Origin of the sequence: Arthrobacter globiformis NBRC 12137 (assembly GCF_000238915.1) — a bacterium.
Classification (GTDB): domain Bacteria; phylum Actinomycetota; class Actinomycetes; order Actinomycetales; family Micrococcaceae; genus Arthrobacter; species Arthrobacter globiformis.
In genome coordinates this window covers 87,309-113,386 of the sequence record NZ_BAEG01000008.1, presented here as the reverse complement: position 1 = coordinate 113,386, position 26,078 = coordinate 87,309, and the positions used below count along the sequence as shown (strand labels likewise).

Sequence of the window (26,078 nt, the reverse complement as noted above, 5' to 3'; positions counted from 1 at the left end):
CCGGCTTTTGCGAAAGATAGATGGTTGACGCGCTCGCCGGTGTCTTGATAGAAAGCTTATAACGTTTCGAGAAAACGCTTTCTCAGGATTCTTCCTTCATGTGGGCAGGGCGTCAAGCGGCCCGCCTACCGCCTTTGGAAAGGGGCCCACCCATGGTCAATGTCGACACCGCCCAGCACCCGCAACCCGATACTGCGGGACCAGCCGTACGGTCCCGCATCGCCCTGATCGGAACCGGCGGCCGCTCGGAAATGTACATCCGCGCCATCCTCGGCCAGCACGCGGATGTGGCCGAGCTGGTGGCGCTCTCGGACGCAAATCCCGGCCGCGTGGAGTACTACCAGCGGCTCATCCAGGAACTCGGCGCGGAACGCCCTGCCGACTCGTTCGAACCCGGCCAGCTGACCGAATACATCAGAGCCAACGCGATCGACCGCGTCATCGTCACCACCCCCGACTACACCCACGCCGACTACATCGTCGAGGCACTGGAGGCGGGGGCCGACGTCGTCGTCGAAAAGCCCCTGACCATCGACGCCGAGGGCTGCCGCCGCATCACTTCGGCCGTTGCGGCCACGGGCCGCAACGTGGTGGTCACGTTCAACTACCGCTACTCGCCGCGGAACAGCGCGCTGAAGCAGGTCATCCAGGACGGCGTGATCGGCAAGGTCACGTCCATCGACTTCAGCTGGGTCCTGGACACGGTCCACGGCGCCGATTACTTCCGCCGCTGGCACCGCGACAAGCAGAACTCCGGCGGCCTGCTCATCCACAAAGCCTCCCACCACTTCGACCTCGTGAACTGGTGGATCGACGATGTTCCCGAGCGGGTCTACGCCTCCGGCGGGCTGCGGTTCTACGGCGCCGAGAATGCCGCGGAGCGCGGCCTCGGGGCCAGGCCCGAGCGCGGAACCACAGGCACCACAAAGGGAACACGCGACCCCTTCGCCCTGGACCTCCGCGAGGACGAGCGGCTGCGCGAGCTGTACTACGACAACGAGAAGTTCGACGGCTACCGCCGGGACCAGGACGTCTTCACCGAGGGCATCACCATCGAGGACAACCTGGCGCTGACGGTGGACTACGACGGCGGGCCCACGCTCAGCTACTCCCTGAACGCCCACAGCCCGTGGGAAGGCTACCGGGTGGCCGTCAACGGCACCGAAGGCCGGGCCGAACTGGAGGTGGTGGAGCGGGCCGCCGTCGTCCACAGCACCGACAAGAAGACTGTGGTGGACCCGTCCGCCACGCCCGTGGAAGAGGACGACGCCGTCCGCCGCAACGGTGAACGACTCGTGGTCCAGCGCCACTGGGAGCCTGCCTACGAGGTGCCCATCGTCAACGGCGCGGGCGGTCACGGCGGCGGCGACAACCTCCTGCTGTCCGACCTCTTCAACGGCCCGGGCGAAGACCCCCTCGGCCGCCCCTCCGGCTACCTGGACGGGCTGCGCTCCGTGTCCGTGGGCATCGCAGGCAACGCATCGCTGGAAACCCAGCTCCCCGTCCGCATCAGCGAGCTCGGCCTGGGCGTGGAACTGCGCCGCGGCCGCGACTGAACGCAGCAGGAACAGGAAGAGAACACCATGAGCAGAATTCTTGTCACCGGCGGCGCCGGACGCCTGGGGCGCAGCGTGGTCGCCGGCCTCGCCGAGGCGGGCCACGAAGTGATCTCGGCGGACCGGGACGCCGTCCCGGACGGCACGTTCCCGGCCGGCGTCAAACAGGAAACGGCGGACCTGCTGGTCCCCGGCGAGGCGTTCCGCCTCCTGGAACGCACAGCGCCCGACGCCGTCATCCACCTCGCTGCTATTGCCGTGCCTTTCAGTGCACCCGAGGACGTCATCTTCAGCACCAACACCCGCCTCGCCTTCGCGGTGGTCAGCGCGGCCACCGAACTCGGGATCGGAAAGATCATCACGGCCAGCAGCCCCACCGTCCTGGGCTACGGCTCGCCGGCCGGCTGGCTGCCGGAGTCCTTCCCGGTGGACGAGGCCACCCCGCCCCGCCCCTGGAACGCCTATGCACTGTCCAAGCTGATTGCTGAACAGACGGTGCAGATGTTCGCCGCGGCCCAGGGGGACCGGATCCGCTACGCAGCGTTCCGGCCCTGCTACGTCATCTCGCCGGAGGAGTGGGCGGGCGCTCCCACCCAGCAGGGGCACACCGTCCGCGAGCGGCTCGCCGACCCGGCACTGTCCGCGCCGGCCCTCTTCAACTATGTGGATGCCCGGGACGTGGCGGACTTCCTCGACGTGCTGCTGCGGAACATGGACTCCATCCCCAACGGCGAGACGTTCTTCGTGGGTGCCGAGGATGCGCTGGCCACCGAACCGCTGGCCGCGCTAATGCCCCGGTTCGTGCCTGGCAGCGCAGGGCGGGCAGCCAGCCTCACCGGCACCAGCCCCGCCTTTTCCGTCGCCAAAGCCAAGCGGCTGCTCGGCTGGGAACCCCAACGCACCTGGCGAACAGAACTCGCCCACGCGGACCAGGCCCGGGCCGACGAAACACGCGCCGGGGAAACCCTGGTCGGCGCCGTTGCAGGACCAGCCACCGCAGGACCAGTTAGCACAGGATCAGCCACACCCGGATCACAGGAGACCAAATGAAACTCGACGGCGTGCTTTTCTTTCCCGTCACCCCCTTCGGCGCCGACGGCGCAGTGGACGTTGAGGTCCTGAAGGAACACATCGCCTCCCGCCTTCCCCACCGTCCCGGTGCCGTGTTCCCGGCGTGCGGCACCGGCGAATTCCATGCCCTGAGCATCGACGAGGTGCGCACCGTGGTGGCGGCCGCCGTCGAAACCGTCAACGGCCAGGTGCCCGTCATCGCCGGTGCGGGCGGACCCCTGGGCCACGCCCTCGCCGCGGCACGCGCCGCCGAAGAGGCGGGCGCCGACGCCCTGCTGGTCCTGCCGCCGTACCTGGTCTCCGGCCCAACCGACGGCGTGGTGGCCTACATCGAGGCGGTGGCCGGCGCTGGCAGCCTGCCGGTGATCGTGTACCACCGCGGCACGGCCAAGTTCACGGCCAAGGCCATCGCACAGCTGGCCGGCAACCCCAATGTGATCGGCTTCAAGGACGGCATCGGCGACGTCGGCCTGGCCCAGGAGATTGTCTCCGCTGTCAGGGCCAGCGGCCGGGAGGACTTTCTGCTCTTCAACGGCCTGCTGACCGCCGAACTGACGCAGGGCGCCTACCGGGGACTCGGCATCCCGCTGTACTCCTCGGCGGCCTTCGCCATGGCACCGGAAATCGCCACCGCCTACTACGACGCCTACGCCAGCGGCGATGAGGACCGCCGGCAGGCCCTGCTCGACGGCTTCTTCGCGCCCCTCGTCCGCCTGCGGGACCAGACACCGGGCTTCGGTGTCTCCCTGATCAAGGCCGGGCTGCGCCTCAACGGACTGGCCGTCGGTCCGGTCAGGCCCCCGCTGGTTGACCCCACCGAGGGCCAGCTTGTGGAGCTCAAGGCAATCCTGGCCAAGGGCCACGAGCTGGCCGGCCGCTGATGGCGGCCAAGATCACCGGGCTGCACACGCGCCTGATCACCGTGCCGCTGCGGCGCAGCTGGGGTGCTGATGCACCCGAGAACCACATCATCGCCACCAGCCTTTTTACGGACGACGGCGGTGCGGGGCACGGTTTCTCCTGGACGCCCACCATCGGGCCACAGGCGGTCAAGGCCCTCCTTGACCACGACATCGCGCCTTTTATCACCGGGCTGGACGTGAACCCGGAGGTGGTCTGGGACCAGCTCTGGAGACGGCTGCACGAGGCCGGCGGCGGGGGGCTCACCACCATCGCGATGGCCGGCGTCGACCTCGCCCTCTGGGACCTGGCGGCCCGTACCGCGGACGTGTCCGTGGCGGGGCTGCTGGGCCAGCGGCAGGAATCGGTGGAGGTCTACGGCTCGGGTGTGAACCTGCACTACTCCCTCGACGAACTCGTGGCGCAGACCGAACGGTGGGTCGCGGCGGGCCACCGGGCCGTGAAGATCAAGGTGGGCAAGCCGGACCTGGCCGAGGACGCCGAACGCGTGGCCGCGGTCCGCTCGGTGCTCGGCCCGGAGCGCAGGCTCATGATCGACGCAAACCAGCGCTGGGACCTGCCCGCTGCCCTCCGGGCACTGGACGTGCTGGGCCAGTTCGGCCTGGACTGGCTGGAGGAACCCCTGCGCGCCGACGACCTCTCGGCCTACCGCCGCCTGCGGAAACAGTCGCCGGTGCCTATCGCGCTGGGCGAAAACGTGCACACTATTTACCGCTTCCGGGACTTCATCGAGGCCGAGGCGGTGGACATCATCCAGCCCAACATCATCCGGGTGGGCGGCATCACGCCCTTCCGCCGCATCGTTGAGCTGGCCCGGGCCAACAGCGTCCGCGTGGCGCCGCACCTGCTGCCCGAGCTGTCCGGCCAGCTCGCCCTGACCCTCGCCGAGGCCGTCAGCGTGGAGGACGTGGAGGACGCCTCCTTCGAGCAGATGGGCATCCTGGCCGGCCAGTCGCCAGTCCGTATCCGCGACAGCCGCCTCTCCGGGACCGGCCTTCCCGGCCTGGGTTTCAGCTTCACCGCCGCGCTCCTGCCCGAGCCGCGGGACCGGAGCTTCGACCTGCCGGTGGACCCTGCGTTCCGGCTCTCGTAGGTCCCCGCCACCCAACTAGGTAGCAGAACAGGGCGTTCCCAGATCTGGGAACGCCCTGTTCTGCTACCTAGTTGGGTCAGGTGAGCGGTTGGGTCAGCTATGGCTACAGCTGCAGTGTCAGCGGGCGGGGGAGCCCGTTGATGTCCGACGCCGGCCACCTCGGGTCGAGCGTCAGGACGCCGGTCCCCGCCGCCGTCAGCTGCACCGTATCCTCGATTTTGACGCCCGGGCCGGAGGGGTTCCACGTGAAGGTCTGGTTGGGCACCACGACGTCGTCTGTGGCGGCGGTGGCGCGGGGATCGCGGCCCGCGTAGCCGGCCGGCCCGCCCTGGTGGTGCAGGGTCCACTGGTCGGCGCCGAAGCCGTGCCGGGCGTACGCTGCCTGGATCTCGGCGAAAATGCCGCCAAGCCTGGCCCCCGGAACCGTGGCCGCAAAGATGTCCGCTTCAACCGCCGCGATGCGCCCCTCGGCGTCCAGCTCCGCCGGGGTGCCGGCGTCGAACCGCACCCACCTGGTCAGGTTGGCCACCAGGCCGTGCCGCCGCGCGCAGACCACGGCCATGGCCCGCCGGCCCAAGGGTGCGTGGGTGGCCAGCGGGTGCCGGAACGCGCTGCGCAAGCCGCCGTTGCAAAGCAGGACCAGGGGTTCGGCGCCGGCCGCGACGATCCGTGCGGCCAGGGCGGACGCGACCTCGAACTCCGTGGTGTCCGGCGTCGTCCTGTAGAGCACGTCCGTCATGGCACGGGCAGCGTCGGCGCACAGCCGCGCGTAGCGGGCGCTTTCACCCGGCAGCATCGGCTGCCGCGCCGCCCGGAGTTCCGCGGCCACGGCCTTCTCCGCCAGCGGCTCGCCGGATCCGGCGAGTGCATCGACGGCGTCGGCGAGCTGTGCGTGCCAGGGGACGGTGTGAAGTTCGACGCCGGGTGGCAGCTCTTCGGCGGTGAGGCGTTCCGCCTCGTTATTAAACGTGACGAGGTGGTCGCCGACACGGTCCACGAGGAGCGCGGCAATCGGGTCGCCCGCCAGGCTGACGTGCATGCGGCTGCCGTCCAGGTACCAGGTCAGGGCGGTGTGGCTGGTCAGGAGCAGGGAGTCATGTCCCTTGGCGTCCAGTATGTCCAGGACCCGTTGCCGTTTGGCGGCCCTGTCGCTTCGGTTGCCGGGCGCAGCCGCTGGAGCCTGTGCAGCTTCAGCCAACGCGATTGCGGGTGCAGGAACGTTCATGTGGTTTCCCCCAAAGATTCGGTGAGTTGTGCAATGTCTGTGGTGCTCAGGATTCCGTCGGCGACCAGTACCGTGACGGTGCGCCGGACCGGGTTGTCCCGGGTTGCGAGGAGGGGCTCGTGCCAGGCGAGCGAGAGCCCGACCCCCGGGTAGCCGGACAGCCGGACGAACCACGGATCCGGTGCCTGCGGCGAAGCGAGGAACACCAGGGTGGCCTCCTTGCCGTGCCCGGGCCTTCCAACGGTTCCGAACACTCCGCTCCATGCCAGCCACGGGGCAACTGTGCCGTGCACGGCGTCCTCGCCTTCGGCGCTGGCCGTCCGGACCCGTGCGCCACTGGTGGGTGGCAGCCGCCAGAAGAAGCCGCCGTAGCCGCCGTTTTCCCGGCCGTTGGAGCCCGGGCTGCCGAGTGCGACGGGTTCCGGGCCCGCGGGTGACAGTTCAAAGTCCATGCTCAGCTTCCACACGGAGGGGCCGACGGCGTCATACCGCCAGTGCCGCCGTTCTGACAGGACCGCCGTGCCGTCGGGTCCGATCCAGCGCAGTGCCTGGTCCAGGGCTCCGGGGGACTCGGCCGTGTCCGTGATTTCGATGTGGCCATGGTCGTCCTGCCAGACGTAGCCACCGGCCCGGCGTGTATAGGTACGCCCGCCCCAGAAGTTAACGCCGGCAACGTCCTGGATGGCGACACCGGCCCCCAGATGCCAGACGTGGTCAGCGGGCAGGTGGTCAGTGACAACCGTGCCCGCGAGCGTCGTCACAGGGTGCAGGTAGGGCCGGGGCGAGGACGTCGGCGTGATGCGGCTTCCGTCCTGCAGCCAGGCAACAGGACGGCCGTCCACAGCAAGAACGGGGTTCGCCGGTTCCGGCCTGGCCCAGGGCAGCCCGAGCTCGGCGAACGTGGACTGCGAGAGAACTGCCCGCTGGAGGGCTGCCTCGATGCCGGCAACCACGGGGTGGGCGTCGTCGCCCTCGCCTTCCCAGACAATGTTGTCCGCCGGTATCTCCCGTGGCGGCTCAGCGGTGCGGACCGCCTCGAGGACGGTCATGTAGGCTCCGGCGGCGGAGAGCGGGCTGAGCAGCCGCGCCAAATTATTGTCCGCCCCGCCGTCGCCGGTTCCGTTTCCGGCAGCGCGGGCGGCCAGGAGGTTCTCCAGCAGGTCCGTCCGTCCGAACGTCCGCGTGCTGGTGCCCTGGGCGGTTTCCAGGACCAGCCTGTCCTCGGTGTAGAAGAACTCCGCCTTGCCGAGGGTGCCGAAGACTGTGACGGACGGCGGGGACTGTTCGGCCGCGCACAGCGTCAAGGCACACATGAGGACCCGTCCCGCCGATGTGCGGACCCGGATAACTGATGTGTCGTCGCTTTCCGTGTTGTGGGCCCGGTACAGGTCCGTTTCCACCGACCCGACGTCGTCCACTCCGGCCGCGCCGGCAATCCGCAGCCCGGTCGCAACCGCATGGGCCAGGGCGTTCGTGGCCACCCCGTCCACGACATCGGTGCCGTCCAGGCTCCGCCGGCCGGCCCAGCGTGAGCGCTTGAAGTAGGCGGCGCTCCGCAGCCATGCCCCGGTGGCACCGATTCCGCGGATGCGGCCGAGTGCCCCCGATTCCACCAGGTCAGCGATCTCCGGCAGCGCATCCGAGCCGAGGCTCTGGAAGCCGACCTGGACCAGCTTGCCCGTCTCTTGGGCCGCGGCCAGCACCTCCTCGAACTGGGCAAGGGAGGCCATGGGCGGCTTCTCCACGTAGACGTCGGCACCGGCGGCGATCGCGGCCAGGGCCAGCGGGGCGTGGGTCTGGATGGGCGTCGCGAGGATGACGACATCCGGTGCGGTGCCCGCGGCCAGCAGCTCATCCAGGGTGCCGAAGACCTGCACCGAGGAGTCCAGTGTCCCGTCAGCCGGGGGACGCGGATCGGCGACGGCAACAAGCCGGGCCAGTTGGCAGTCCTCCAGCCGGCGCAGATTGTCCAGGTGCCGGGCGCCGTAGCCGTGCACGCCCACCAGCGCGATGCGGGGGACGGCAGGCGGAACGGCCGGGGCAGCCGCGGCCTGAACACTAACCCGGGCCTGAAGGCCCGCCGCGGCCTGAACACCCGCTGCGTCCTGAACACCAGGCCGGCCCTGAAGACCTGCCGCGAGGAAGGCGGCCGCCTCCTCCTGCATGCCGCGGGTGAACGCATGGCCGCCCGGCCAAAAGCTCCCGGTGTACCGCCGGGCCGGATGGAGGGCACTCAGGCGGGCGTCGGCGTCGTGCATTCCCTGGTCCGGGAACAGCTCGTCGGCCGATGCGTACTGCACCAGCAGGCTGTCCGCCGATGAGCGCGCGCTGAGGTCGGGCCAGTCACCAAGGCGGGGAAGGCCGGGCGTCTGGAGCAGCCACGAATGTGCGTCCAAATACGCGGGAAACAGGGACCCGAAGGTGGTCATCATGCAGGTCACGACGTGGCTGCGGATCAGCGGGCTGAGCGCCGCGAGGATCAGGGACCTGCCGCCCCCGCCGGAGAAGCCGGCACAGCCGAGCCTTCCGTCGTCCACCCCCGGGAGCCCGGCGAGCACGTTCAGCGCCGCGAGGTCGTCGTGCGCCACCATGCCGGCGAAGCTGGTGCCGAGCAGGCCGGCGGCCTTGGCCACGGTGTCCTCGTGGGCGGCGGCCGCGGCGTCGTACAGTTCTGCCACGGACGGTTGGACGCCGGCCTCCCGCCACAGTGCCCTCCGTCCGTCGAGGGCGGCAGCCGTTCGACCGGGAGGCGTGCCGAGGTCGAAGCCCCGGCTGCCCCACGAGAACGTGTCATGGGCGAGCACGGCGAAACCCTGCGACGCCAGCCAGGTGGCGAAGGGGCGGCCCTCATACAGCCGGTTCCGGAGCGGGGCCGAACCGCTTCCCGCCGTCGGGCTGTCCACCAGCCGCGCGGCACCGGAGGACTTGATGCCGGCGTGGCAGTGCAGCGCCAGGACGCCCGGCAGGGGACCGGCGGCGTGCGCCGGGCGCATGAACCAGGCAGTGGTGCGCGGGCCAAAGCCCAGCTGCCAGCTCAAGCGGGAGGTGGTCACGCCGTCGTTTGTTTCCTCCCAGTCCACACGGACGGCGGGCCTGGCCGGGGCCTCCGGCACGCCCAGGGTGTCCGCCAGTTCCTGGCTCAGGGTGTCTGCCGCGCGGTAGCGCGGGGCGGCCGCCATGAAGCCGGGCCAGTCCTCGTAGCCGCCGATGGCGCTGGGCGGGACGGCGCTGGACCGGACATCGCCGGACCGGACGGCGCTGGACCGGACATCGCTGGCCCGGCCCGCGACGGGCGGGACGGGTACTGAAGAAGAGTCTTCGACGGTGGCGTTTCCGGGGGCGCCATCCCGGGCTGAAATCATGGCCGCGTTCTCCGGGGTGCAAACATCCTTGTCCTGCCTTTCGCAGTTCGAGCGCAGCGGCGCTCCCAGCGCCCCCTAGTCGGAAAACGCTTTCTCAAAAATTAGCAAAGGGGTGTACACCGGTCAAGAAACCGTTTACTTTGGTACGGAGCCGCCGTTGCCCGAGTCACTTTCGGGCCACATTGGGAGCGTGATTTGGCGGCACCAGCTGCCTGCATCAACGCTTAGGCAAGAAATAAACCGTGGCAGGCCACGATGACCAAAGGAGACCACATGGCCGTACAGCAGCACGCGGGGACGCCCGGCGCCCCCGGCGACGTCGGGAGGAGCCAGTGAGCGCCATCAGCGAACTGTCGTCGATGTCCCGCCGCAAGGGGCCGGTGACCGATGAGGAAAAGCGGGCCAACCGGCGCGACAACAAGGCGGCCTACATATTCCTCCTTCCGTGGCTCGTTGGTCTCGTGGTCATCACGGTCGGGCCCATGCTCATGTCGCTTTACCTGGCGTTCACGGACTACAACCTCCTGCAGCCGCCGGAATGGACGGGGCTGGACAACTTCACCCGGATGCTAGGAGACGCCCGGCTTCACAACTCGCTGCGGGTGACCTTCACTTATGTGCTTGTGGGCGTTCCCCTGCAGCTGGCCGTCGCACTGCTGATTGCGCTGGTGCTAGACAAGGGGCTCCGCGGACTGCCCTTCTACCGTTCGGTGTTCTACCTCCCCTCCCTCCTGGGCGGGTCGGTCGCCGTCGCCATCCTGTGGAAGCAGATCTTTGGCACCACCGGCCTGGTCAACCAGGTTCTGGCGATGTTCGGCATCGCCGGACCCGGCTGGATCTCGGATCCGAGCACATCGCTCGGCTCCATCATCCTGCTGCACGTCTGGACTTTCGGCAGCCCCATGATCATCTTCCTGGCCGGGCTGCGCCAGATTCCCAACATGTACTACGAGGCGGCGGAAGTGGACGGCGCGACCACCCTCCAGAAGTTCTGGCGGATCACGCTCCCCATGCTCAGCCCCATCATCTTCTTCAACCTGGTGCTGCAGATCATCGGCTCGTTCCAGTCCTTCACGCAGGCGTTCATCGTCTCGGGCGGCAACGGCGGGCCCTCGGATTCCACCATGTTCTTCACGCTGTACCTCTACCAAAAAGGCTTCGGCCAGTTCGACATGGGCTACGCCTCGGCCATGGCCTGGTTCCTCCTCGTGATCATCGGTGCCTTCACGGCCATCAACTTCATCGCTTCAAAGTATTGGGTGTTCTACGATGACTAAACTTCAGACACTGCCCGCCCCCGAGCACGAACAGGGCAAAGACGGAAAAACTCCCGGAAGCAGGACCAGGGGCTACGGGACCAGGGGCGGCGCCGGCCGGCCACGGGAATCGCGCGGCACCCTGGCCTTCAGCCGCAGCGCGCGCGTCAAAGCGCTGGCCAAGCATGCACTGCTGATCATCACCGGCGGGATCATGATCTACCCGCTGCTGTGGATGGTGGTGTCCTCACTGCGACCCAACGACCTCATCTTCCGCGAGCCCGGCCTGTGGCTGAACAGCCTGGAGATGGGCAACTACACGGACGGCTGGTCCGCGCTGAGCCATCCGTTCGGCCACTACATGCTCAACTCGGCCATCGTGGTCATCGGCTCCATCCTGGGCAATCTGATCTCGTGCTCCATGGCCGCCTATGCCTTCGCGCGGCTGCAGTTCAGCGGAAAGAAGCTGTTCTTCGGCATCATGCTCCTGACCATCATGCTGCCGTTTCACGTGGTGATCGTTCCGCAGTACATCCTGTTCTCCCAGATCGGCTGGGTTAACACGTTCTGGCCGCTCATTGTGCCCAAGCTGCTGGCTACGGACGCGTTCTTCGTGTTCCTCATGGTCCAGTTCATCCGCGGCATTCCCAAGGAACTTGACGAGGCGGCCAGGATCGACGGGGCCGGACACCCCCGCATCTTCCTGCGGGTCATCCTGCCCCTGATGGTGCCGGCGCTCGCCACCACCACGATTTTTACCTTCATCTGGACCTGGAACGATTTCTTCGGGGCCCTGATCTACCTGACCGACCCCGAAATGTTCACCGTTCCCGTCGCGCTGCGCGCCTTCGTCGACTCGCAGTCCGCCACCAGCTGGGGTTCGCTGTTCGCGATGTCCATCGTGTCCCTGCTGCCCGTGTTCCTGGTGTTCCTGTTCGGCCAGCGTTTCCTCATCAAGGGCATCGCCACCACCGGCATCAAATAGGCTGGCCGGCTGGCGCGGTCGCAGCAAATACCACTTGTAATACAAGCCACATACTTATAACCTAAGCATAACGAGAAAACGTTTTCCCAGCAGAAGTGCCATTCGCTTCCAAGATCAACGAAGATCGGAGTTTCCAATGCCATTCTTTCCCCGGCCCGCATCGGCATCCGCGCCCGGCGCCGCCCCCGCAAAACCAGGAAGGGCAAAACGCCGCCTCCGCGCCACCGGAGCAGTGGCTGCAGCAGCCGCCGCCGTCCTCGCCCTGAGCGCCTGCGGCGGACCCGCCCAGTCCAGTGCAGATGGCACGGTGGAACTGCGGTTCTCCTGGTGGGGCAGCGACAAGCGCGCCCAGGTCACCCAGGCCGCCATCGCAGCGTTTGAGGCGGAGAACCCCAACATCAAGATCAAGGCCGAATACGGCGACTGGAGCGGTTACTGGGACAAGCTCGCCACCCAGGTTGCCGCCAACGATGCCCCGGACATCATCCAGATGGACGAGAAATACATCACCGAATACTCCTCCCGCGGGGCGCTGCTGGACCTTTCCAAGTACGGCATCGACACCTCGAAGCTGGACGAAGCGGCCCTCAATGCCGGCAAGAACGAAGACGGCCTGACCGGGATCGCGGCCGGCATCAACGCGGCGACCATCCTGGCCAACCCGGCGGTGTTCAAGGCGGCAGGCGTGGCGCTCCCGGATGACAAGACCTGGACCTGGGAGGACTTCGAGCGCATTTCGGCCGAGGTGACCGCCAAGTCACCCAAGGGGACCTACGGCGCCGCCGCCTACGGCACCGACGAGGCCTCCCTCGGAGTCTGGTTGCGGCAGAATGGCAAGTCCCTCTACACCTCGGACGGCAAGCTCGGGTTCGAACCGTCGGACATCGCCGGCTGGTGGGACTTCCTCAAGCAGCTGAGCGAAAAGAAGGCTGTGCCCTCGGCATCAGAGGTGGTTGAGGCCGAGGCGGCCCCCCTGGACCAGAGCGGCCTGGCCACCGGCAAGAACGGGCTGGCCTTCTGGTGGTCCAACCAGCTGCCGGCGCTGGAGAAGGCGGCCGGCAGTGAGCTTAAGGTGCTCAGGTTCCCCTCCAAGACGGGCAAGGCGGCGGACACCCAGCTCTGGTACAAGGCCTCTCAGTTCTGGTCAGCATCGTCACGGACCAAGCACCCCGAAGAGGCGGCCAAGTTCATCAACTTCCTGGCCAACGACACCAAGGCCGGCGAGGCCCTGTTGGCAGACCGCGGCGTGTACCCCAACTCCGAGGTCCGTGCCGCCATCCAGTCCAAGCTGACTCCCGCCGATGTCAAGGTGGTCAAGTTCATTGACCAGATCAAGAGCGAACTCGGCGAGGCTCCGGCACCGCCGCCGAAGGGCGCGGGCGCCATCCAGGAGATCATCAAGCGGTACAGCTCCGAGGTGCTGTTCAACAGGCTCTCCACCCAGGACGCCGGCACGAAGGCCGTGGACGAGATGAAGTCCGCGATCAGCAGCTAGCGCCTCGCAGGGAACGAAGCAGGAAAACCCCGGGACCCTCCCAACGGAGAGTGCCCGGGGTTTTCCGCGTGTGGCGGGGAGTTGTTGTCCACGTATCGCGACTTAGGGGGTCTTTGGGGCCATTATCTGTACAACGACTCCACCGGACGGTCAGTCCTCGGCGATCACGGCCACCGCTCCGCCGGGAACGAGCCCGCTGAAACGTCCGCCGCCCAGCAGTTCCTCGCCGTCGGCCTTCACCACGGCGTCCTCCCGGCCGTGGTTGATCGCGAAGAGGAAGCGGCGCCCGTCGGGCGAGACTCGCCGGGTCAGTTCGACGCCGGCAGCGGCCTCCGCTGCGGCCGTCACTCCCGCTTCGGCCAGGAGCCGGTCCAGGAGGCGTTCGATGCCGTCGCGGTCGGGGAGCGTGGCCAGGTACCAGGCGGCGCCGCGGCCCGCGGTCCGCCGGGTCAGGGCAGGGATTCCATCGAGCGGGTAACCGGTGAAGGTGGCCAGGGTTTCCGCGCCTTCCGCGTGGACGTGCTCGCTCCAGATCCGGCCGATGGTGCCGTCGCTCAGAGTTGCCTGCCCGCCTTCCAGCAGGGGATGGAACTCCTCGGTCCTGATGCCCAGCAGTTCCCGGAAAGCGCCCGGGTAGCCGCCCAGCCTGATGTGGTCCCGTTCGTCGACAATGCCGCTGAAGTAGCTGACCAGCACGGTGGCGCCTGCCTCGGCGGCCCCGGCGATGTTGGCCGCGGCGTCATCGGTGACGCAGTAGAGCGTGCACACCAGGACCAGGTCATAGCCCGCCAGCTCTGCAGCCGGATGGACGAAGTCCACGCCCACGCCGCGCAGGAACAGCGAGCGGTGGAAGGCGCGGAGCAGGTCGAGGTACTTCACGTCCTCGCTCGGGTGGGAATCCAGTTCGCTGGCCCACCAGGCCTCGTAGTCGAACACGATGGCCACCCGGGATTCCACCCTGGACCCCTTGACCGCGCCAAGCCGCTTCAGGGCTTCGCCCAGGGCCACCACCTCGCGCCACACCCGGGTGTCGCGGCCGCCGTGGGGCACCATCGCCGAATGGAACTTCTCGGCCCCGGCAGCGCTCTGCCGCCACTGGAAGAACATGACGGCATCGGCGCCGCGGGCCACGTGCGCCAGGGAGTTCCGGAGCATTTCGCCGGGCATTTTCGGCTGGTTGCGCGGCTGCCAGTTCACGGCCGACGTCGAATGTTCCATCAGGATCCACGGCCTGTTGCCCGCGACGCCGCGCGTGAGGTCCGCGCTGAACGCCAGCTCGATCTCCCGCTCCGGGTCCGCGGCCACCAGGTAGTGGTCGTTGGCCACCACGTCCAGGTCCTTCGCCCAGTCGAAGTAGTCCAAGGACTTGGTGGCGCTGGAAACCATGAGGTTGGTGGTGGCCGGAACGTCGGGAGTCACCTCCCGGATCACCGCCAGCAGGCTCCGGTAGTAGTCCATCAGCGCCCAGGAGCTGAACCGCTGGAAGTCCAGCCGCTGCGTCGGGTTGAGGGTGGTGGGGGCAGCCCTGGGCGGAATGATCTCCTCGAACGAGGCATAGTGCTGCGACCAGAAGGCCGTTCCCCAGGCCCCGTTCAGCGCCTCGATGCTGCCGTAGCGCCGTTCCAGCCAGTGCCGGAACGCCGCCGCGTCCTCCTCGCCGTAAAACTCTGACACGTGGCAGCCCAGCTCATTGTCCACGTGCCATAGCGCCAGGGCCGGATGGTCTTTGTACCGTTCCGCCAGCTTCCGGGTGATGGTCGTGGCATGCCGGCGGTAAACAGCGGACGACGGCGAGTAGTGCCGCCGGGACCCGCGCTCCAGGACGGTTCCCTCCGCCGTCGCCGGCAGGACTTCCGGATGCTTCCGCACCAGCCAGGCCGGGGGAGCGGCCGTGGCCGTGGCGAGGGCAACCTTGATGCCTGCACCGGCCAGGTTGTCCAGCACCTCATCCAGCCAGCCAAAGTCGTACTCCCCTTCACGCGGCTCCAGGAGCGCCCAGGAAAAGATGGCCACGCTGAGGAGGGTTATCCCGGCTTCCTTCATGAGGCCGATGTCCTCCAGTCGGACGTCGGCAGGCCACTGTTCGGGGTTGTAGTCACCGCCGAATGCCAGGCCGGGGGCGCTGTTCCAGGCCGGGGCCTGGGGAGGGGACGGTGGGGTGGGCATGGGACTCCTTCATGGTTGCCGAATACGGGGGTGAAGCAGAAACGTCGAAGCAAGAATGGAGTGAAACGCGAACTTTGGAAAACGCTTGCCGAGGATGGCCGATGTGGCTATTGTATCGATTCAGAGATTGTGTAATCCAGATCACGACTCCGCATTGACGAAGTTTTCTGAAAAAAGTTTGTGCCCATTGAGCGGCAACAAGAGCAAGGAGGCTCCCATGATCAGCAGAAGGAATTTTCTTACCGCGGTGGCGGCAGGAACGGTATCCGCAGCTGCCCTGGCCGCATGCGGTGCGCCGGCAGGCCAGACAGGCTCGGCCGAGAACCCGGTAACCATCACCTACACGTGGTGGGGCAACGACGACCGGGCCGAACGCACCCGCAAGGCCATTGCCCTGTTCGAGAAGAAGAACCCGGACGTCAAGGTCAACGGCAACTTCACGGACTTCGCCGGCTACTGGCAGAAGCGCGCTACCGAGGCCGCCGGCGGCGGACTCCCGGACGTCATGCAATGGGATCTGTCCTACCTGCGCGACTATGCCCAGCGGAACCAGCTCCTGGACCTCGGCACCGTCAAGATCAACACCGACGCCTTCGACAAGACGCTGCTGCCGTCCGGCCAGATCCGCGGCAAGACCTACGGCATCCCCACGAGCACCAACGCCTTCGCCGTCTACTACGACCCCGCCAAACTGAAGGAAATCGGCGTGGCTGAGCCGGCCGGCACATGGACTTACGCAGAGTACAAGGACTGGCTCACCAAGATCGGGCAGGCCGGTGGCGGAAAGTATTTCGGCGCGTCCGATTTCACCGGCATCTGGTGGCAATTCAACATCTGGCTGCGGCAGAAGGGCATCGACGCCTTCACCGGTGACGGCAAACTCGGCTTCAGCAAGGACGACCTCCGCACCTGGCTGAACCTGAACTCAGACCTCCGCGGCACCAACGCCGTCGTCCCGGCGGACCGCAGTGCCCAGGTCAAGCCGAAGAGCCCGTTCGGCTCCAACCTCACCGTCTCGGAGAACACCTGGGACAACTTTATGGCCGGATACCTCAAGGACAGCGGCGCCAAGGAACTCAAGCTGGTGCCCGTCCCCTCCGACGATCCGGACAACCTCGGCCTGTTCCTCAAGCCCTCCATGCTCATGGTGGCCAGCGCCAAGACCAGGAACAAGGATGCGGCCGCCCGGTTCATCGACTTCATGGTCAACGACCCCGAGGTGGGCAACATCTTCAAGACCTCCCGCGGCGTTCCCGCTTCCAAGACGCAGCGGGACGGCACCACCTTCGAAGGCACCGACAAGGCCGTGGTCGACTACGAAACGTCCATCGGCAAGTACCTCAGGGACGCCCCCGAACCGCCAATCGTCGGCTTCGGCACGCTGGAAGCCGCGTTCCTTCGCTTCAATGAGGACCTGAACTACGGCAAGCTCACGGTGGATGGTGCCGTGGACCAGTGGTTCAAGGAAGCCGAAGACGTCATCAAGCAGAACGCGTAGCGGACTCGCTGCAGAACCTGACAAGGACTCTTTCGTGACTCAGACCCTGACCCGCCACCGCGGCACCGCCGCTGCCCCGCCGGCGCGTGCCCCGCGCCGGCGGGGTGCGGACACCCGCGCCGGCTATACCTTCCTGCTGCCCTGGCTGCTGGGCTTCATCCTCCTGACCGTGGGCCCGATGCTGTCCTCGCTCTACCTCTCCTTCACCAACTACAACCTTTTCGAAGCGCCCAAGTGGATCGGCCTCGACAACTACACCAGCCTGTTCCAGGACGAGCGCTTCCTGCAGTCGGTGGGCGTCACGCTGGGCTACGTCGTGTTCGGAACCCCGCTGAAGCTCGCCGCGGCGCTCGCGGTGGCCCTGCTGCTGAACAATGCCACCCGCGGCCAGGGCTTTTACCGCTCGGCCTTCTACGCCCCCTCGCTCATCGGGGCCAGCGTCTCGATCGCGATCGTGTGGAAGGCCATGTTCGGCGACCAGGGTCCCGTGGACCAGGGCCTGTCCTTCTTCGGCATCAACCTCGGCGGCTGGGTGGGCAACCCGTCCATGACCATGCCCATGATGATCCTGCTGACGGTCTGGCAATTCGGCGCCCCCATGGTGATCTTCCTGGCCGGTCTCAAACAAATCCCGCAGGAACTGTACGAGGCTGCCTCCGTGGACGGTGCCGGCCGCTTCCGGAAGTTCGTGAACATCACGTTCCCCATGCTCTCCCCGGTGGTCTTCTTCAACCTCCTCCTGGAAACCATCCACGCGTTCCAGATCTTCGCTTCGGCCTACATCATCTCCAACGGTGAAGGCGGCCCGGCCGGCTCCACCCTCTTCTACACCCTCTACCTCTACCTCCGGGGCTTCAGCGACTTCCGGATGGGCTACGCCTCGGCCATGGCCTGGCTGCTGGTGATCGTCGTCGGCGTCATCACGCTGATCTTCTTCCGAACGTCCAAGTCCTGGGTCCACTACAGCGGTGATTCAAAATGACAACACTCAGCCCACCCACCCAAGTCCGGCCCTCCGCCGCGACCGAGTACAACCCCAAGGCCGACTCCCGCGCGGCCAAACGCACCCGCAGCATCGTGTTCCATGCACTGTCGCTGGCCCTCATCGCCGTCGTGCTTTACCCGGCGCTGTGGATGGTCAGCTCGGCCTTCAAACCCAGCAGCGAGATCATCGGCAACTCATCGATCTGGAGCTCAAACTTCAGCCTCGACAACTTCGTGACCGCCATGGGCGGCATCGGCGGCGTCTCCACCGCCCAGTTCTTCGCGAACTCGGTGGTGCTGGCCCTCGGCTCGGTGATCGGCACGGTGCTCTCCGCGACCGTCTCCGCCTACGCCTTCGCCCGGATCAAGTTCCCAGGCCGCAGCATCTTCTTCGGCATGATGATCGCCACCCTGCTGCTGCCGTTCCACGTGGTGATCATCCCGCAGTACATCATCTTCCAGCAGCTGGGGCTCGTGGACACCTACATCCCGCTGCTGATCGGCAAGTTCCTGGCCGCGGATGCCTTCTTCGTTTTCCTCATGGTGCAGTTCATGCGCAACCTGCCCCGCGAACTGGATGAAGCCGCGATCATCGACGGCGCGGGCCACGCGCGGATCTTCTGCAGCATCATGCTGCCGCTGATGAAGCCGGCCCTCATCAGCTCGTCCATCTTCGCCTTCATCTGGAGCTGGAACGATTTCCTGGGCCCGCTGCTCTACCTGAACTCGCCGGAAAAGTACCCACTGCCCCTGGCCCTTCGCCTCTTTGTGGACCAGACCCAGAGCTCCGACTACGGGGCAATGATCGCCATGTCCGTCCTCGCGCTGCTGCCCGTGCTGGTGTTCTTCCTGATCTTCCAGCGCTACATCGTGGAGGGCGTCTCCACCCAGGGCCTGAAGGGCTGACACCATGACCGCCGAGACCGAAAGCGTGCCCGTCAACAGGTTCGCGCTCTTCTCCGAGGCCATGCTGGCCGGCGTCATCGTGCTGGTGCTCTCCGTTCCCCTGGTCACCGTGCCGGCCGCCTATGCGGCCGGCACCGCCCACCTGGGGCGGCACCTCGCCGGACGGGACGACTCCGTCCGGGGCCTCTGGGGCACGTTCCGGTCAGCCCTGCCCGGGAGCCTGAAACTTGGGATGACGACGGCGGCCGCTGCCGCCGTCGTCATCCTCAACCTGCTGCTCGCGGCAGCAGGGCAGCTGCCGGGAAGGGCCGTGGTCCTGCCGGCGACGCTGCTCGTGGCCGCTGCGGCCACCGTGCTGCTGCTGAGGACGGCGTCCCGGTGGCGGTCCGGTGCCTGGGCCGAAGCACTGGCCGCGGCGCGGACGGAGTCCCTGGCGGACTGGTCCGGTTCGCTGCTCCTGGCGGCGGCACTGTGCCTGACGGCCGTCTTCGTGTGGATGCTGCCGGCGCTGGTGATCGTGGTGCCGGGCTGCCTTGTGCTCGCCGCGGCGGCGGTCAGGCTGCGCGCAGAGGCCAGGTCAGCCGGCTGACGTGACATCCCCTATATCCGAAAGGACCTCCGGACAACCGAACCCGGACGGCAAGTGGTACCGGCCGCTCGCGCAGCGCAACTACCGCATCTTCGTGGGCATCCAGCTTGCGGGCGGCACCGGCGTCTGGATGCAGCGGCTTGCCCAGGACTGGCTGGTGCTGCAGCTGACCGGGAGCCCGGCCGCGGTGGGCACTGCCGTGGCACTTCAGTTCCTGCCCCTGCTGGTGGTGGGGCCGCTCGGTGGCGTAGTGGTGGATCTGTTTCCCAAGCGCCGCATCCTTCTTCTTTGCCAGTCCATCACCGCCGTGCTGGCCGGCGGCCTCGCCGTCTGGGACGCAGGCGGGAGCACCGCCGTCGAAATTGTCTACGCCAGCTGCCTCCTGCTGGGCATCACCAGTGCCTTTGACGGCCCTGCGCGCCAGGTGTTCGTGAACGAAGTGGTGGGCGACGCCGGCCTTCCGGCGGCAATCGGGCTCAACAACGCCATCGGGCAGCTTGGGGCCATGGCCGGGCCCGCGCTGGGCGGACTCGTGATCGCCAGGGCCGGATCCGCGGCCGCCTTCGCCGCCAACGCCGTGCTCTGCCTGGCGGTGCTGGCCATGGTCGCCGCCATCCGGCCGGGGGAACTCCATCGGGGCACGCCGGCGGTCCGCGGCCGTGGCCAGGTGCTGGCCGGCTTCCGCTATGTGCGCGACCGCCCGCGGCTGCTCCTGGTCATGCTGCTCGCCGGGCTCCTCGGGGCATTTGGAATGAACGGTCCGGTGGTGCTGGCGGCCTTTGCCAGCTCGGTCTGGCACAGCGGCGCGGCCGGGTTCGGCCTGTTCAACACCCTGTGCGCCGTGGGTGCCCTTGCCGGCGCCCTTCTGGCCTCCCGGCTGCAGCGGTCAGGCCGGAAGGGGATCGTGGCCAGCGCCGGGCTCTTTGGGCTCGCACAGCTCATCGCCGCCGTCATGCCCAGCCAGGAGCTGTTCATGGCGATGCTGGTGGTGGTCGGTTTCACAACCCTGCTGTTCCTCACCAGCGCCGCCACCGCCGTGCAGCTGGAGGCCGGGGCAGGGGTCCGGGGCCGGGTCATGGCCCTGTACCTGCCGCTCCTGCTGGGCGGCCACGCGCTCGGCGGGCTGTTGGCCGGCTGGCTGACGGAGTGGCTCGGCGTCCGGGCGGGGCTGGTGGTGACCGGCGGGCTGGGGATCGTTTCCGCCGTCGTCATCGCGGGCCTGCTGTGGCTCCACGGCCGCCGCGCGGCTGCTTAATCTAGCGCTGACTCACCAGGGACCCGACGGCGGCCGGCGACAGTTCGCCGTCGCACACCCACACGCTCAGGCTCCGCCGGAGCGATTCCCCGGCGGCCAGCGCCACCGGCCTGTCCCAGGCTAGGGCCGACCCGACGCCGGGGTAGCCTGAGCAGCGGACAAACCACGGATCGGCGGCCTCGGCTGGCGCTTTGAACACGAGCGTCGCGGGCTGCCCCAGCCGGATGCCGGGGACTTCGCCGAAGGAGGCGGTCCACGCCAGCCACGGCGCAACGGCACCGTGGACGGCCGGTTCCCCCTCGGCGTCGGACGTGAAGATACGGGCGCCGCCGCACGCCGGAAGGCGCCAGAAGAAGCCGCCGTAGCCGCTGCCCGCGGCGCCGTTCGAGCCCGGGCTCCCCAGCGAAACGTCGACGACGGCGGTCAGCTCGGTCTCCAGGTCCAGGCGCCACGCGCGCCCGTCCAGGATCTCGTGGCTGAGCGTCCGCTGTTCGGTCAGCAGGGGCTGTCCGTCTGTTCCGAGCCAACGGAGCTGCCGGGTGTCCGGTTCATCGGGGGTGGCGGGGAGCAGCTCGATCCGGCCGTGGTCCTGCCGCGACACGTACTCGCCCGCTTCCCGCGTGTACGTCTTGCCGCCCCAGAAGTTGGTGCCGCTGACGTCCTGGAGCGCGAAGCCGGCGCCCAGATGCCACGGGTGGTCGGCGGGCAGGTGATCCGTCACCACGGTTCCGCCGGGGGTGGTGACGGGGTGCAGGTAGGGGCGCGGTGACAACTCCACGTTGAGTGCGGCGCCCGTGCGCAGGACTGCCAGCGGCCTGCCGCCGGCAGTGAACAGGGTGCCGGCCTCGGCGGGATCCGCGGGGCGCGCCCAGGGCAGGGCCAGCTCCTTGAACGTGGCGTGCGCGCTGACGGCCCGCTCCAGGGCGTCCTCGATGCCGGGTATCACGGCATGGGCTGCGTCGCCGTCGCCCCTCCAGAACACGTGGGCGGGGCTGACCGGCGCCGGCGGTTCTGCCGTGCGGACTGCCTCGAGCACCAGCATGAACGCGCCGGAGTCGTTGAGGGCGCTGGTGAGTTCCCTGCCGGTGGCGAGGTGCTCCAGCAGGTTTTCCGTCAGGTCGTCGCGGCCGAACTCCTGCGAGTGCTCTCCGTCCGCGTTGCTGATGTGCAGCCGGTCCTCCGTGTAGTGGAAAACGGCCGTTCCCGCGGAGCCCTGCAGGGTGATGTAGGGCTCCACGGACTCCGAGGCGCAGAGCGTCAAGGCGCAGGTGATCGGCAGTCCGGCGGCGGTCCGGATCCTGATGACGGACGTGTCATCCGCCTCGATGTCGTTCGCGCGGTAAAGGTCAGTCTCCACGGAGGCTATGTCCTCCACGGTGCGGGCGCCGGCGATCCGCAGTGCTGTGGCGATGGCGTGCGCCAGGGGATTGGTGGCAACGCCGTCAACCACGTCCACACCATCCAGGCTCCGCTTGCCGGCCCACCGGGAGCGCTTGTAATAGGCCCGGTCCCGCACCCAGCGCCCGGTCGCGCCAATGCCCTGCAGGGTCCCGATGGTGCCGTCGCGGAGGAGCTTGTCAATGGCGGCGAGGGCCTGCGAGCCGAGGCTCTGGAACCCGATCTGCACGCTGCGGCCGGATGCCCCGGCAGCCTCCTGCAGCTGCCGGAAGTCAGCCAGCGACGCCACCGGCGGCTTCTCCAGGTAGAGGTCTGCGCCGGAAGCCAGGGTGGCCAGGGCAAGCGGCGCGTGGGTCTGGATGGGTGTGGCCACGATGACCACGTCGGGGCTGTGGTTGCCGGCCAGGAGGGACTGCAGATCGGGGTGGACCGCCGTCGAATCCGGTAGCGCGCCCGGGGACGGCGGGTTCGGGTCCGCCACGGCCACGAGTTCCACCGCGCCGGCCCGGGCCAGCCGGTCCAAGTTCTTCAGGTGGTGGGCGCCGAAGCCGTGGACGCCGATCAGGGCGATCCGTGCCGGGGTTTCGCGGCGGTGCGAGGCTGGCTGGTTGGGCTGCGTCAGCGGCTCCATGGTGCTCCTGTCCGGCGCTGCGGTGCTGCGCGACGCCATCGTCTACCGTTGCCGGGTAGCATATGCGTTTAGACAGCAAGCGCTTTCCCGTATGAGTCTGCTGCCCAGTGTACTCCCTCAACCCCTTTTATGTAACGTTTCAAAAAATGCTTGACGACCAGAGTGTCGGCGGCTGATCATCAACAGGAGCAGCTGCGGAAGGAAGATGATGAAGATTTTGCTGGCCGGAGATTCGACCGTGGCCAACTGTCCCACCTACGAGTACCCGATGAGCGGCTGGGGCGCCCACCTTGCGCCGGAAGTCTACTCGTGGGGTGCCGTCCACAACTTCGCCAAGGGCGGGGCAACCACCGAATCCTTCCGGGAGGAAGGGTTGTGGAAGGAGCTCGTCCACCAGGCGGCCAGCGGGGATGTGGTGCTCATTCAGTTCGGCCACAACGACCAGAAGCGCGCGCACCTGGCCGCCCGCGGCGGTTATGCGGACAACCTCCGCCGGATGGTGGCTGATGTCCGGGCGAAGGGTGCCGCGCCCGTCCTCTGCACCTCGGTGGAAAGGCGGCACTTCCGCAACGGCATCCTGGAGGAGACGCTCGGGGAGTATCCCGCGGTGGTCCGGGAACTGGGCGCCGAGCTCGGCCTCGACGTGGTAGACCTCAACTCCTGGACCCGGTCACTGTATGCGGAGCTTGGCGAGGAGGGGTCCAAGGACCTGTTCTTCCACTTCGGCCCCGGTGAGCACGCGCACTGGGCCGGCGGCCTGCTGGATGACACCCACTTCCACGAGCGCGGAGCCCGCCGGATCGCCGCGTTCGTGGCCGCCCGCCTCGAAGTGCTGGGCTTCAGGCCGGAGCCGGACCTGCTGGGGGTGCTCTGAAGGCGCGGCCCTTTCCGGGCGGGGCCGTCAGTGGGGGGCTGCAGCACCTGCGGTGCTTTGCCGGACCACCAGCTCGGGGGTGAAGACGACGGCGCGGTGCCGCGCGTGCTGCGCGTCCAGTTCCTCCGTCAGGAGTTCGATGGCGGTCCTGCCGATTGCGTCGGTGGGCTGGCGGATGGACGAGAGCGGCACGACGGCGGACACGGCAAAGTCGATGTCGTCGTAGCCAATCAGGGCCACGTCGTCAGGGATGCGCACGCCGTTCATCATCGTCAGCGACTGCATCACCCCGAGTGCCAGCAGGTCGTTGGCGCAGAAGATGCCGTCCGGCATGTTCCCGGCGCCCCGTTCCACGAGGCTGTTGCCCACGCCGCGTCCGGCGAGCACGGACTGGCCGTCGGAGTCGAGCACCTCCAGCGCTGCGCCGTCCACCTCGGCCACGGCGCGGCGGGCGCCGAGGAGGCGGTCGGAAACCTGGCGGATGGACAGCGGCCCGCCCACGAAGGCCAGCTTCCTGCGCCCCAGATCGAGGAGGTGCCGGGCGGCAAGGTAGCCGCCGGCGTCGTCATCCACAGACACCGAACTGAAGCGGTCCTCGTCAGCCAGCCGGTCCACCAGCACCGTGGGAACACCGCGCTGCCGCAGGGCTTCCAGCCTGTCGGCCACATCCCCCACCGGGGAGATCAGCAGGCCCTGGACGCGCTGCTCCTGGAAGAGGTCGATGTAGTGCGATTCCCGGTTTGCGTCGTGGCCGCTGTCGCCCAGCAGCACGGCGCTGCCGTTGACGGCCGCAGCGTCCTCGGCGGCCCGGACCAGCGAGGTGAAGAAGGGGTTGCCGACGTCCAGGACCACGACGCCGATGGTCCGGCTGTGCCCTGCGCGCAGCTGCCGGGCGGCATCGTTGCGGACGAAACCGAGCTCGTCGATGGCCTGCAGCACCCTGTCCTTGGTGCGCTTGGAGACGCGGTCGGGATTGTTAAGGACGTTGGAGACCGTTCCCACGGCAACCTGCGCGTGGTTGGCGACGTCCTTGATGCTGGCTGCCCGCGACATTCTGCTGATCCTCCGAAGATCGATTTGCCCGTCCGGGTGAAAACGCTTGACACCCTTCTTCAACCCAGAGTACTTTGAATCGTACCAATGAAACGATTCAAAGGCGGAGAATATTCAAAGCCGAGTGAATTGGTTTCCGCTTCTTCCGCTGCCACCGAAACGTCCACAGGAGTACAACATGAGGGTTTGCTTCCGATCCTCCGTCCAGCCGGAGCTGCTGGCGGAGTACCGCCGGCGCCACGCCGCCGTCTGGCCGGAAATGCTGGCCGCGCTCAAGGACGCGGGCTGGAACAACTACTCGCTGTTCCTGGACGACGACGGGCTGCTGATCGGGTACCTCGAATGCGACGACTTTGACGCCGTGCGGGCCCGGATGGCACTCACGGACGTTAACGCCCGCTGGCAGGCGGAAATGGCCACGCTCTTCCGGGACAGCGATGTTCCGCCCGACGAGGGCTTCTGGGTCCTCGACGAGGTGTTCAATCTCGACGGGCAGCTGGCCGCGGCCGCCGGCGGCACCGCTCACGCCGCGGCCAAACTCTAGATTTCCCACGTACTGACACTGCCAAACACTGACGAAAGAAAGATCATGAACAACACAGCATCGGCACTGGGCCGGCTTTCGGAGCTTGCGATTGAGGTTCCGTCATGGGCCTACGGCAACTCGGGCACCAGGTTCAAGGTGTTCGGCACCCCCGGTACCCCGCGCACCGTCCAGGAGAAACTGGCGGATGCCGCCAAGGTCCATGAACTCACCGGACTGGCGCCCACCGTGGCGCTGCACATCCCATGGGACAAGGTGGACGATTACGCGGCCCTGAAGGAGTACGCGGCCGGCCTCGGTGTGGGGCTGGGCACGATCAACTCGAACACCTTCCAGGATGACGAGTACAAGTTCGGCTCGCTGACGTCATCGGACGACGCCGTCCGGCGCCGCGCGATCGACCACCACTTCGAGTGCATCGACATCATGCACGCCACCGGGTCGAAGGACCTGAAGATCTGGCTCGCGGACGGCACGAACTACCCGGGCCAGGATGACATGCGCGGCCGCCAGGACCGGCTGGCCGAATCCCTGCAGGAGATCTACGCCCGCCTGGGCGAGGACCACCGCCTGGTGCTGGAGTACAAGTTCTTCGAGCCGGCTTTCTACCACACGGACGTTCCGGACTGGGGCACCTCGTACGCGCAGACCCTGGCGCTGGGCGAGAAGGCTTTTGTCTGCCTGGACACGGGCCACCACGCGCCCGGGACCAACATCGAGTTCATCGTGATGCAGCTGCTGCGCCTGGGCAAGCTGGGCTCGTTCGATTTCAACTCGCGTTTCTACGCCGACGACGACCTGATTGTGGGCGCGGCGGATCCGTTCCAGCTGTTCCGCATCATGTACGAGGTGATCCGCGGCGGCGGCTTCGGCAAGGATTCCGGCGTGGCGCTCATGCTGGACCAGTGCCACAACCTGGAGGAGAAGATCCCGGGCCAGATTCGTTCTGTGCTGAACGTGCAGGAAATGACCGCCCGCGCGCTGCTCATCGACACCTCCGCACTGGCCGAAGCCCAGCGCAGCGGGGATGTCCTGGCCGCGAATGCCGTGTTCAACGATGCCTTCTACACCGACGTCCGGCCGGTCCTGGCCGAGTGGCGTGAATCCCGCGGCCTGCCCGCGGACCCGCTGGCCGCCTTCAAGGCCAGCGGCTACCAGAAGAAGATCAACGAGGACCGCGTGGGCGGCCAGCAAGCCGGATGGGGCGCATAAGAGT

20 protein-coding genes are annotated in these 26,078 nt (G+C 67.6%); 15 read left to right on the top strand and 5 right to left on the bottom strand.

The window, feature by feature from the left end:
* Positions 1-152 precede the first annotated feature (152 nt).
* The 4 genes from ARGLB_RS00795 to ARGLB_RS00780 are packed head-to-tail and all read left to right on the top strand — an operon-like array spanning position 153 to position 4,641.
* Positions 153-1,556, top strand: a complete 1,404-nt coding sequence (locus ARGLB_RS00795; RefSeq protein ID WP_003797795.1) for a Gfo/Idh/MocA family protein — start codon at positions 153-155, stop codon at positions 1,554-1,556.
* A gap of 27 nt (positions 1,557-1,583) precedes the next feature.
* Positions 1,584-2,606, top strand: a complete 1,023-nt coding sequence (locus tag ARGLB_RS00790; RefSeq protein ID WP_003797794.1) for an NAD-dependent epimerase/dehydratase family protein — start codon at positions 1,584-1,586, stop codon at positions 2,604-2,606.
* Positions 2,603-3,508, top strand: coding sequence for a 5-dehydro-4-deoxyglucarate dehydratase (locus tag ARGLB_RS00785; RefSeq protein WP_003797793.1), 906 nt, complete (start codon positions 2,603-2,605; stop codon positions 3,506-3,508). Before ARGLB_RS00790 ends, ARGLB_RS00785 begins: the two co-directional genes overlap by 4 nt.
* A complete protein-coding gene (locus tag ARGLB_RS00780; RefSeq protein ID WP_003797792.1) occupies positions 3,508-4,641 on the top strand; it encodes a mandelate racemase/muconate lactonizing enzyme family protein in 1,134 nt (377 codons plus the stop codon). The genes ARGLB_RS00785 and ARGLB_RS00780 overlap by 1 nt, the downstream gene beginning before the upstream one ends.
* A 103-nt stretch (positions 4,642-4,744) precedes the next feature.
* Here ARGLB_RS00780 and ARGLB_RS00775 read toward each other — a convergent pair whose 3' ends face one another.
* Together ARGLB_RS00775 and ARGLB_RS23800 are read right to left on the bottom strand one after the other, a co-directional pair.
* Positions 4,745-5,866 carry a M24 family metallopeptidase gene (locus ARGLB_RS00775; protein ID WP_003797791.1) on the bottom strand — a complete coding sequence of 374 codons (1,122 nt, stop codon included), beginning with the start codon at positions 5,864-5,866 and terminating at the stop codon, positions 4,745-4,747.
* A complete protein-coding gene (locus tag ARGLB_RS23800; protein WP_050934210.1) occupies positions 5,863-7,878 on the bottom strand; it encodes a DUF6807 family protein in 2,016 nt (671 codons plus the stop codon). The genes ARGLB_RS00775 and ARGLB_RS23800 overlap by 4 nt, the downstream gene beginning before the upstream one ends.
* Before the next feature lie 1,682 nt (positions 7,879-9,560).
* Between ARGLB_RS23800 and ARGLB_RS00765 the strand changes: the two genes are divergently transcribed.
* The 3 genes from ARGLB_RS00765 to ARGLB_RS00755 all read left to right on the top strand — a co-directional run bounded on the left by ARGLB_RS00765 (position 9,561) and on the right by ARGLB_RS00755 (position 12,964).
* The gene (locus ARGLB_RS00765) at positions 9,561-10,505 is read left to right on the top strand and encodes a carbohydrate ABC transporter permease (protein ID WP_003797789.1); all 945 of its coding nucleotides are present in this window, start codon (positions 9,561-9,563) and stop codon (positions 10,503-10,505) included.
* Positions 10,498-11,469 carry a carbohydrate ABC transporter permease gene (locus ARGLB_RS00760; RefSeq protein ID WP_003797788.1) on the top strand — a complete coding sequence of 324 codons (972 nt, stop codon included), beginning with the start codon at positions 10,498-10,500 and terminating at the stop codon, positions 11,467-11,469. The genes ARGLB_RS00765 and ARGLB_RS00760 overlap by 8 nt, the downstream gene beginning before the upstream one ends.
* Positions 11,470-11,605: 136 nt before the next feature.
* Complete coding sequence (locus ARGLB_RS00755; RefSeq protein ID WP_003797787.1) at positions 11,606-12,964, top strand: ABC transporter substrate-binding protein; 1,359 nt, start codon at positions 11,606-11,608, stop codon at positions 12,962-12,964.
* 150 nt (positions 12,965-13,114) lie between these two features.
* Here ARGLB_RS00755 and ARGLB_RS00750 read toward each other — a convergent pair whose 3' ends face one another.
* A complete protein-coding gene (locus ARGLB_RS00750; RefSeq protein WP_003797786.1) occupies positions 13,115-15,130 on the bottom strand; it encodes a beta-galactosidase in 2,016 nt (671 codons plus the stop codon).
* Positions 15,131-15,347: 217 nt separating this feature from the next.
* Between ARGLB_RS00750 and ARGLB_RS00745 the strand changes: the two genes are divergently transcribed.
* From ARGLB_RS00745 to ARGLB_RS00725, 5 genes are read left to right on the top strand one after another with little or no spacing between them, the layout of a single operon-like run.
* A complete protein-coding gene (locus ARGLB_RS00745) occupies positions 15,348-16,628 on the top strand; it encodes an ABC transporter substrate-binding protein (RefSeq protein WP_003797785.1) in 1,281 nt (426 codons plus the stop codon).
* Positions 16,629-16,662: 34 nt separating this feature from the next.
* On the top strand, positions 16,663-17,610 hold the full coding sequence (locus tag ARGLB_RS00740) for a carbohydrate ABC transporter permease (RefSeq protein WP_003797784.1): 948 nt from the start codon (positions 16,663-16,665) through the stop codon (positions 17,608-17,610).
* On the top strand, positions 17,607-18,518 hold the full coding sequence (locus tag ARGLB_RS00735; protein ID WP_003797783.1) for a carbohydrate ABC transporter permease: 912 nt from the start codon (positions 17,607-17,609) through the stop codon (positions 18,516-18,518). The genes ARGLB_RS00740 and ARGLB_RS00735 overlap by 4 nt, the downstream gene beginning before the upstream one ends.
* A 4-nt stretch (positions 18,519-18,522) precedes the next feature.
* Positions 18,523-19,107: a hypothetical protein gene (locus ARGLB_RS00730; protein ID WP_003797782.1), complete on the top strand. Its 585-nt coding sequence runs from the start codon at positions 18,523-18,525 to the stop codon at positions 19,105-19,107.
* Between the two features lies 1 nt (position 19,108).
* Positions 19,109-20,362, top strand: coding sequence for an MFS transporter (locus tag ARGLB_RS00725; protein ID WP_003797779.1), 1,254 nt, complete (start codon positions 19,109-19,111; stop codon positions 20,360-20,362).
* A 1-nt stretch (position 20,363) separates the two neighbouring features.
* Here the strand turns inward: ARGLB_RS00725 and ARGLB_RS00720 are convergent, their stop codons facing one another.
* A complete protein-coding gene (locus tag ARGLB_RS00720) occupies positions 20,364-22,391 on the bottom strand; it encodes a DUF6807 family protein (protein WP_003797778.1) in 2,028 nt (675 codons plus the stop codon).
* 208 nt (positions 22,392-22,599) lie between these two features.
* On the opposite strand from ARGLB_RS00720, the gene ARGLB_RS00715 reads away from it, so the two are divergent.
* Positions 22,600-23,265, top strand: coding sequence for a rhamnogalacturonan acetylesterase (locus tag ARGLB_RS00715; RefSeq protein ID WP_003797776.1), 666 nt, complete (start codon positions 22,600-22,602; stop codon positions 23,263-23,265).
* Between the two features lie 27 nt (positions 23,266-23,292).
* On the opposite strand, the gene ARGLB_RS00710 is transcribed toward ARGLB_RS00715, so the two are convergent.
* Positions 23,293-24,318, bottom strand: a complete 1,026-nt coding sequence (locus tag ARGLB_RS00710; protein WP_003797773.1) for a LacI family DNA-binding transcriptional regulator — start codon at positions 24,316-24,318, stop codon at positions 23,293-23,295.
* Between the two features lie 178 nt (positions 24,319-24,496).
* Between ARGLB_RS00710 and ARGLB_RS00705 the strand changes: the two genes are divergently transcribed.
* Together ARGLB_RS00705 and rhaI are read left to right on the top strand one after the other, a co-directional pair.
* Positions 24,497-24,862, top strand: coding sequence for an L-rhamnose mutarotase (locus ARGLB_RS00705; RefSeq protein WP_003797770.1), 366 nt, complete (start codon positions 24,497-24,499; stop codon positions 24,860-24,862).
* Positions 24,863-24,907: 45 nt separating this feature from the next.
* Complete coding sequence (rhaI, locus tag ARGLB_RS00700; RefSeq protein ID WP_003797768.1) at positions 24,908-26,074, top strand: L-rhamnose isomerase; 1,167 nt, start codon at positions 24,908-24,910, stop codon at positions 26,072-26,074.
* The last annotated feature ends 4 nt before the right edge of the window (positions 26,075-26,078 follow it).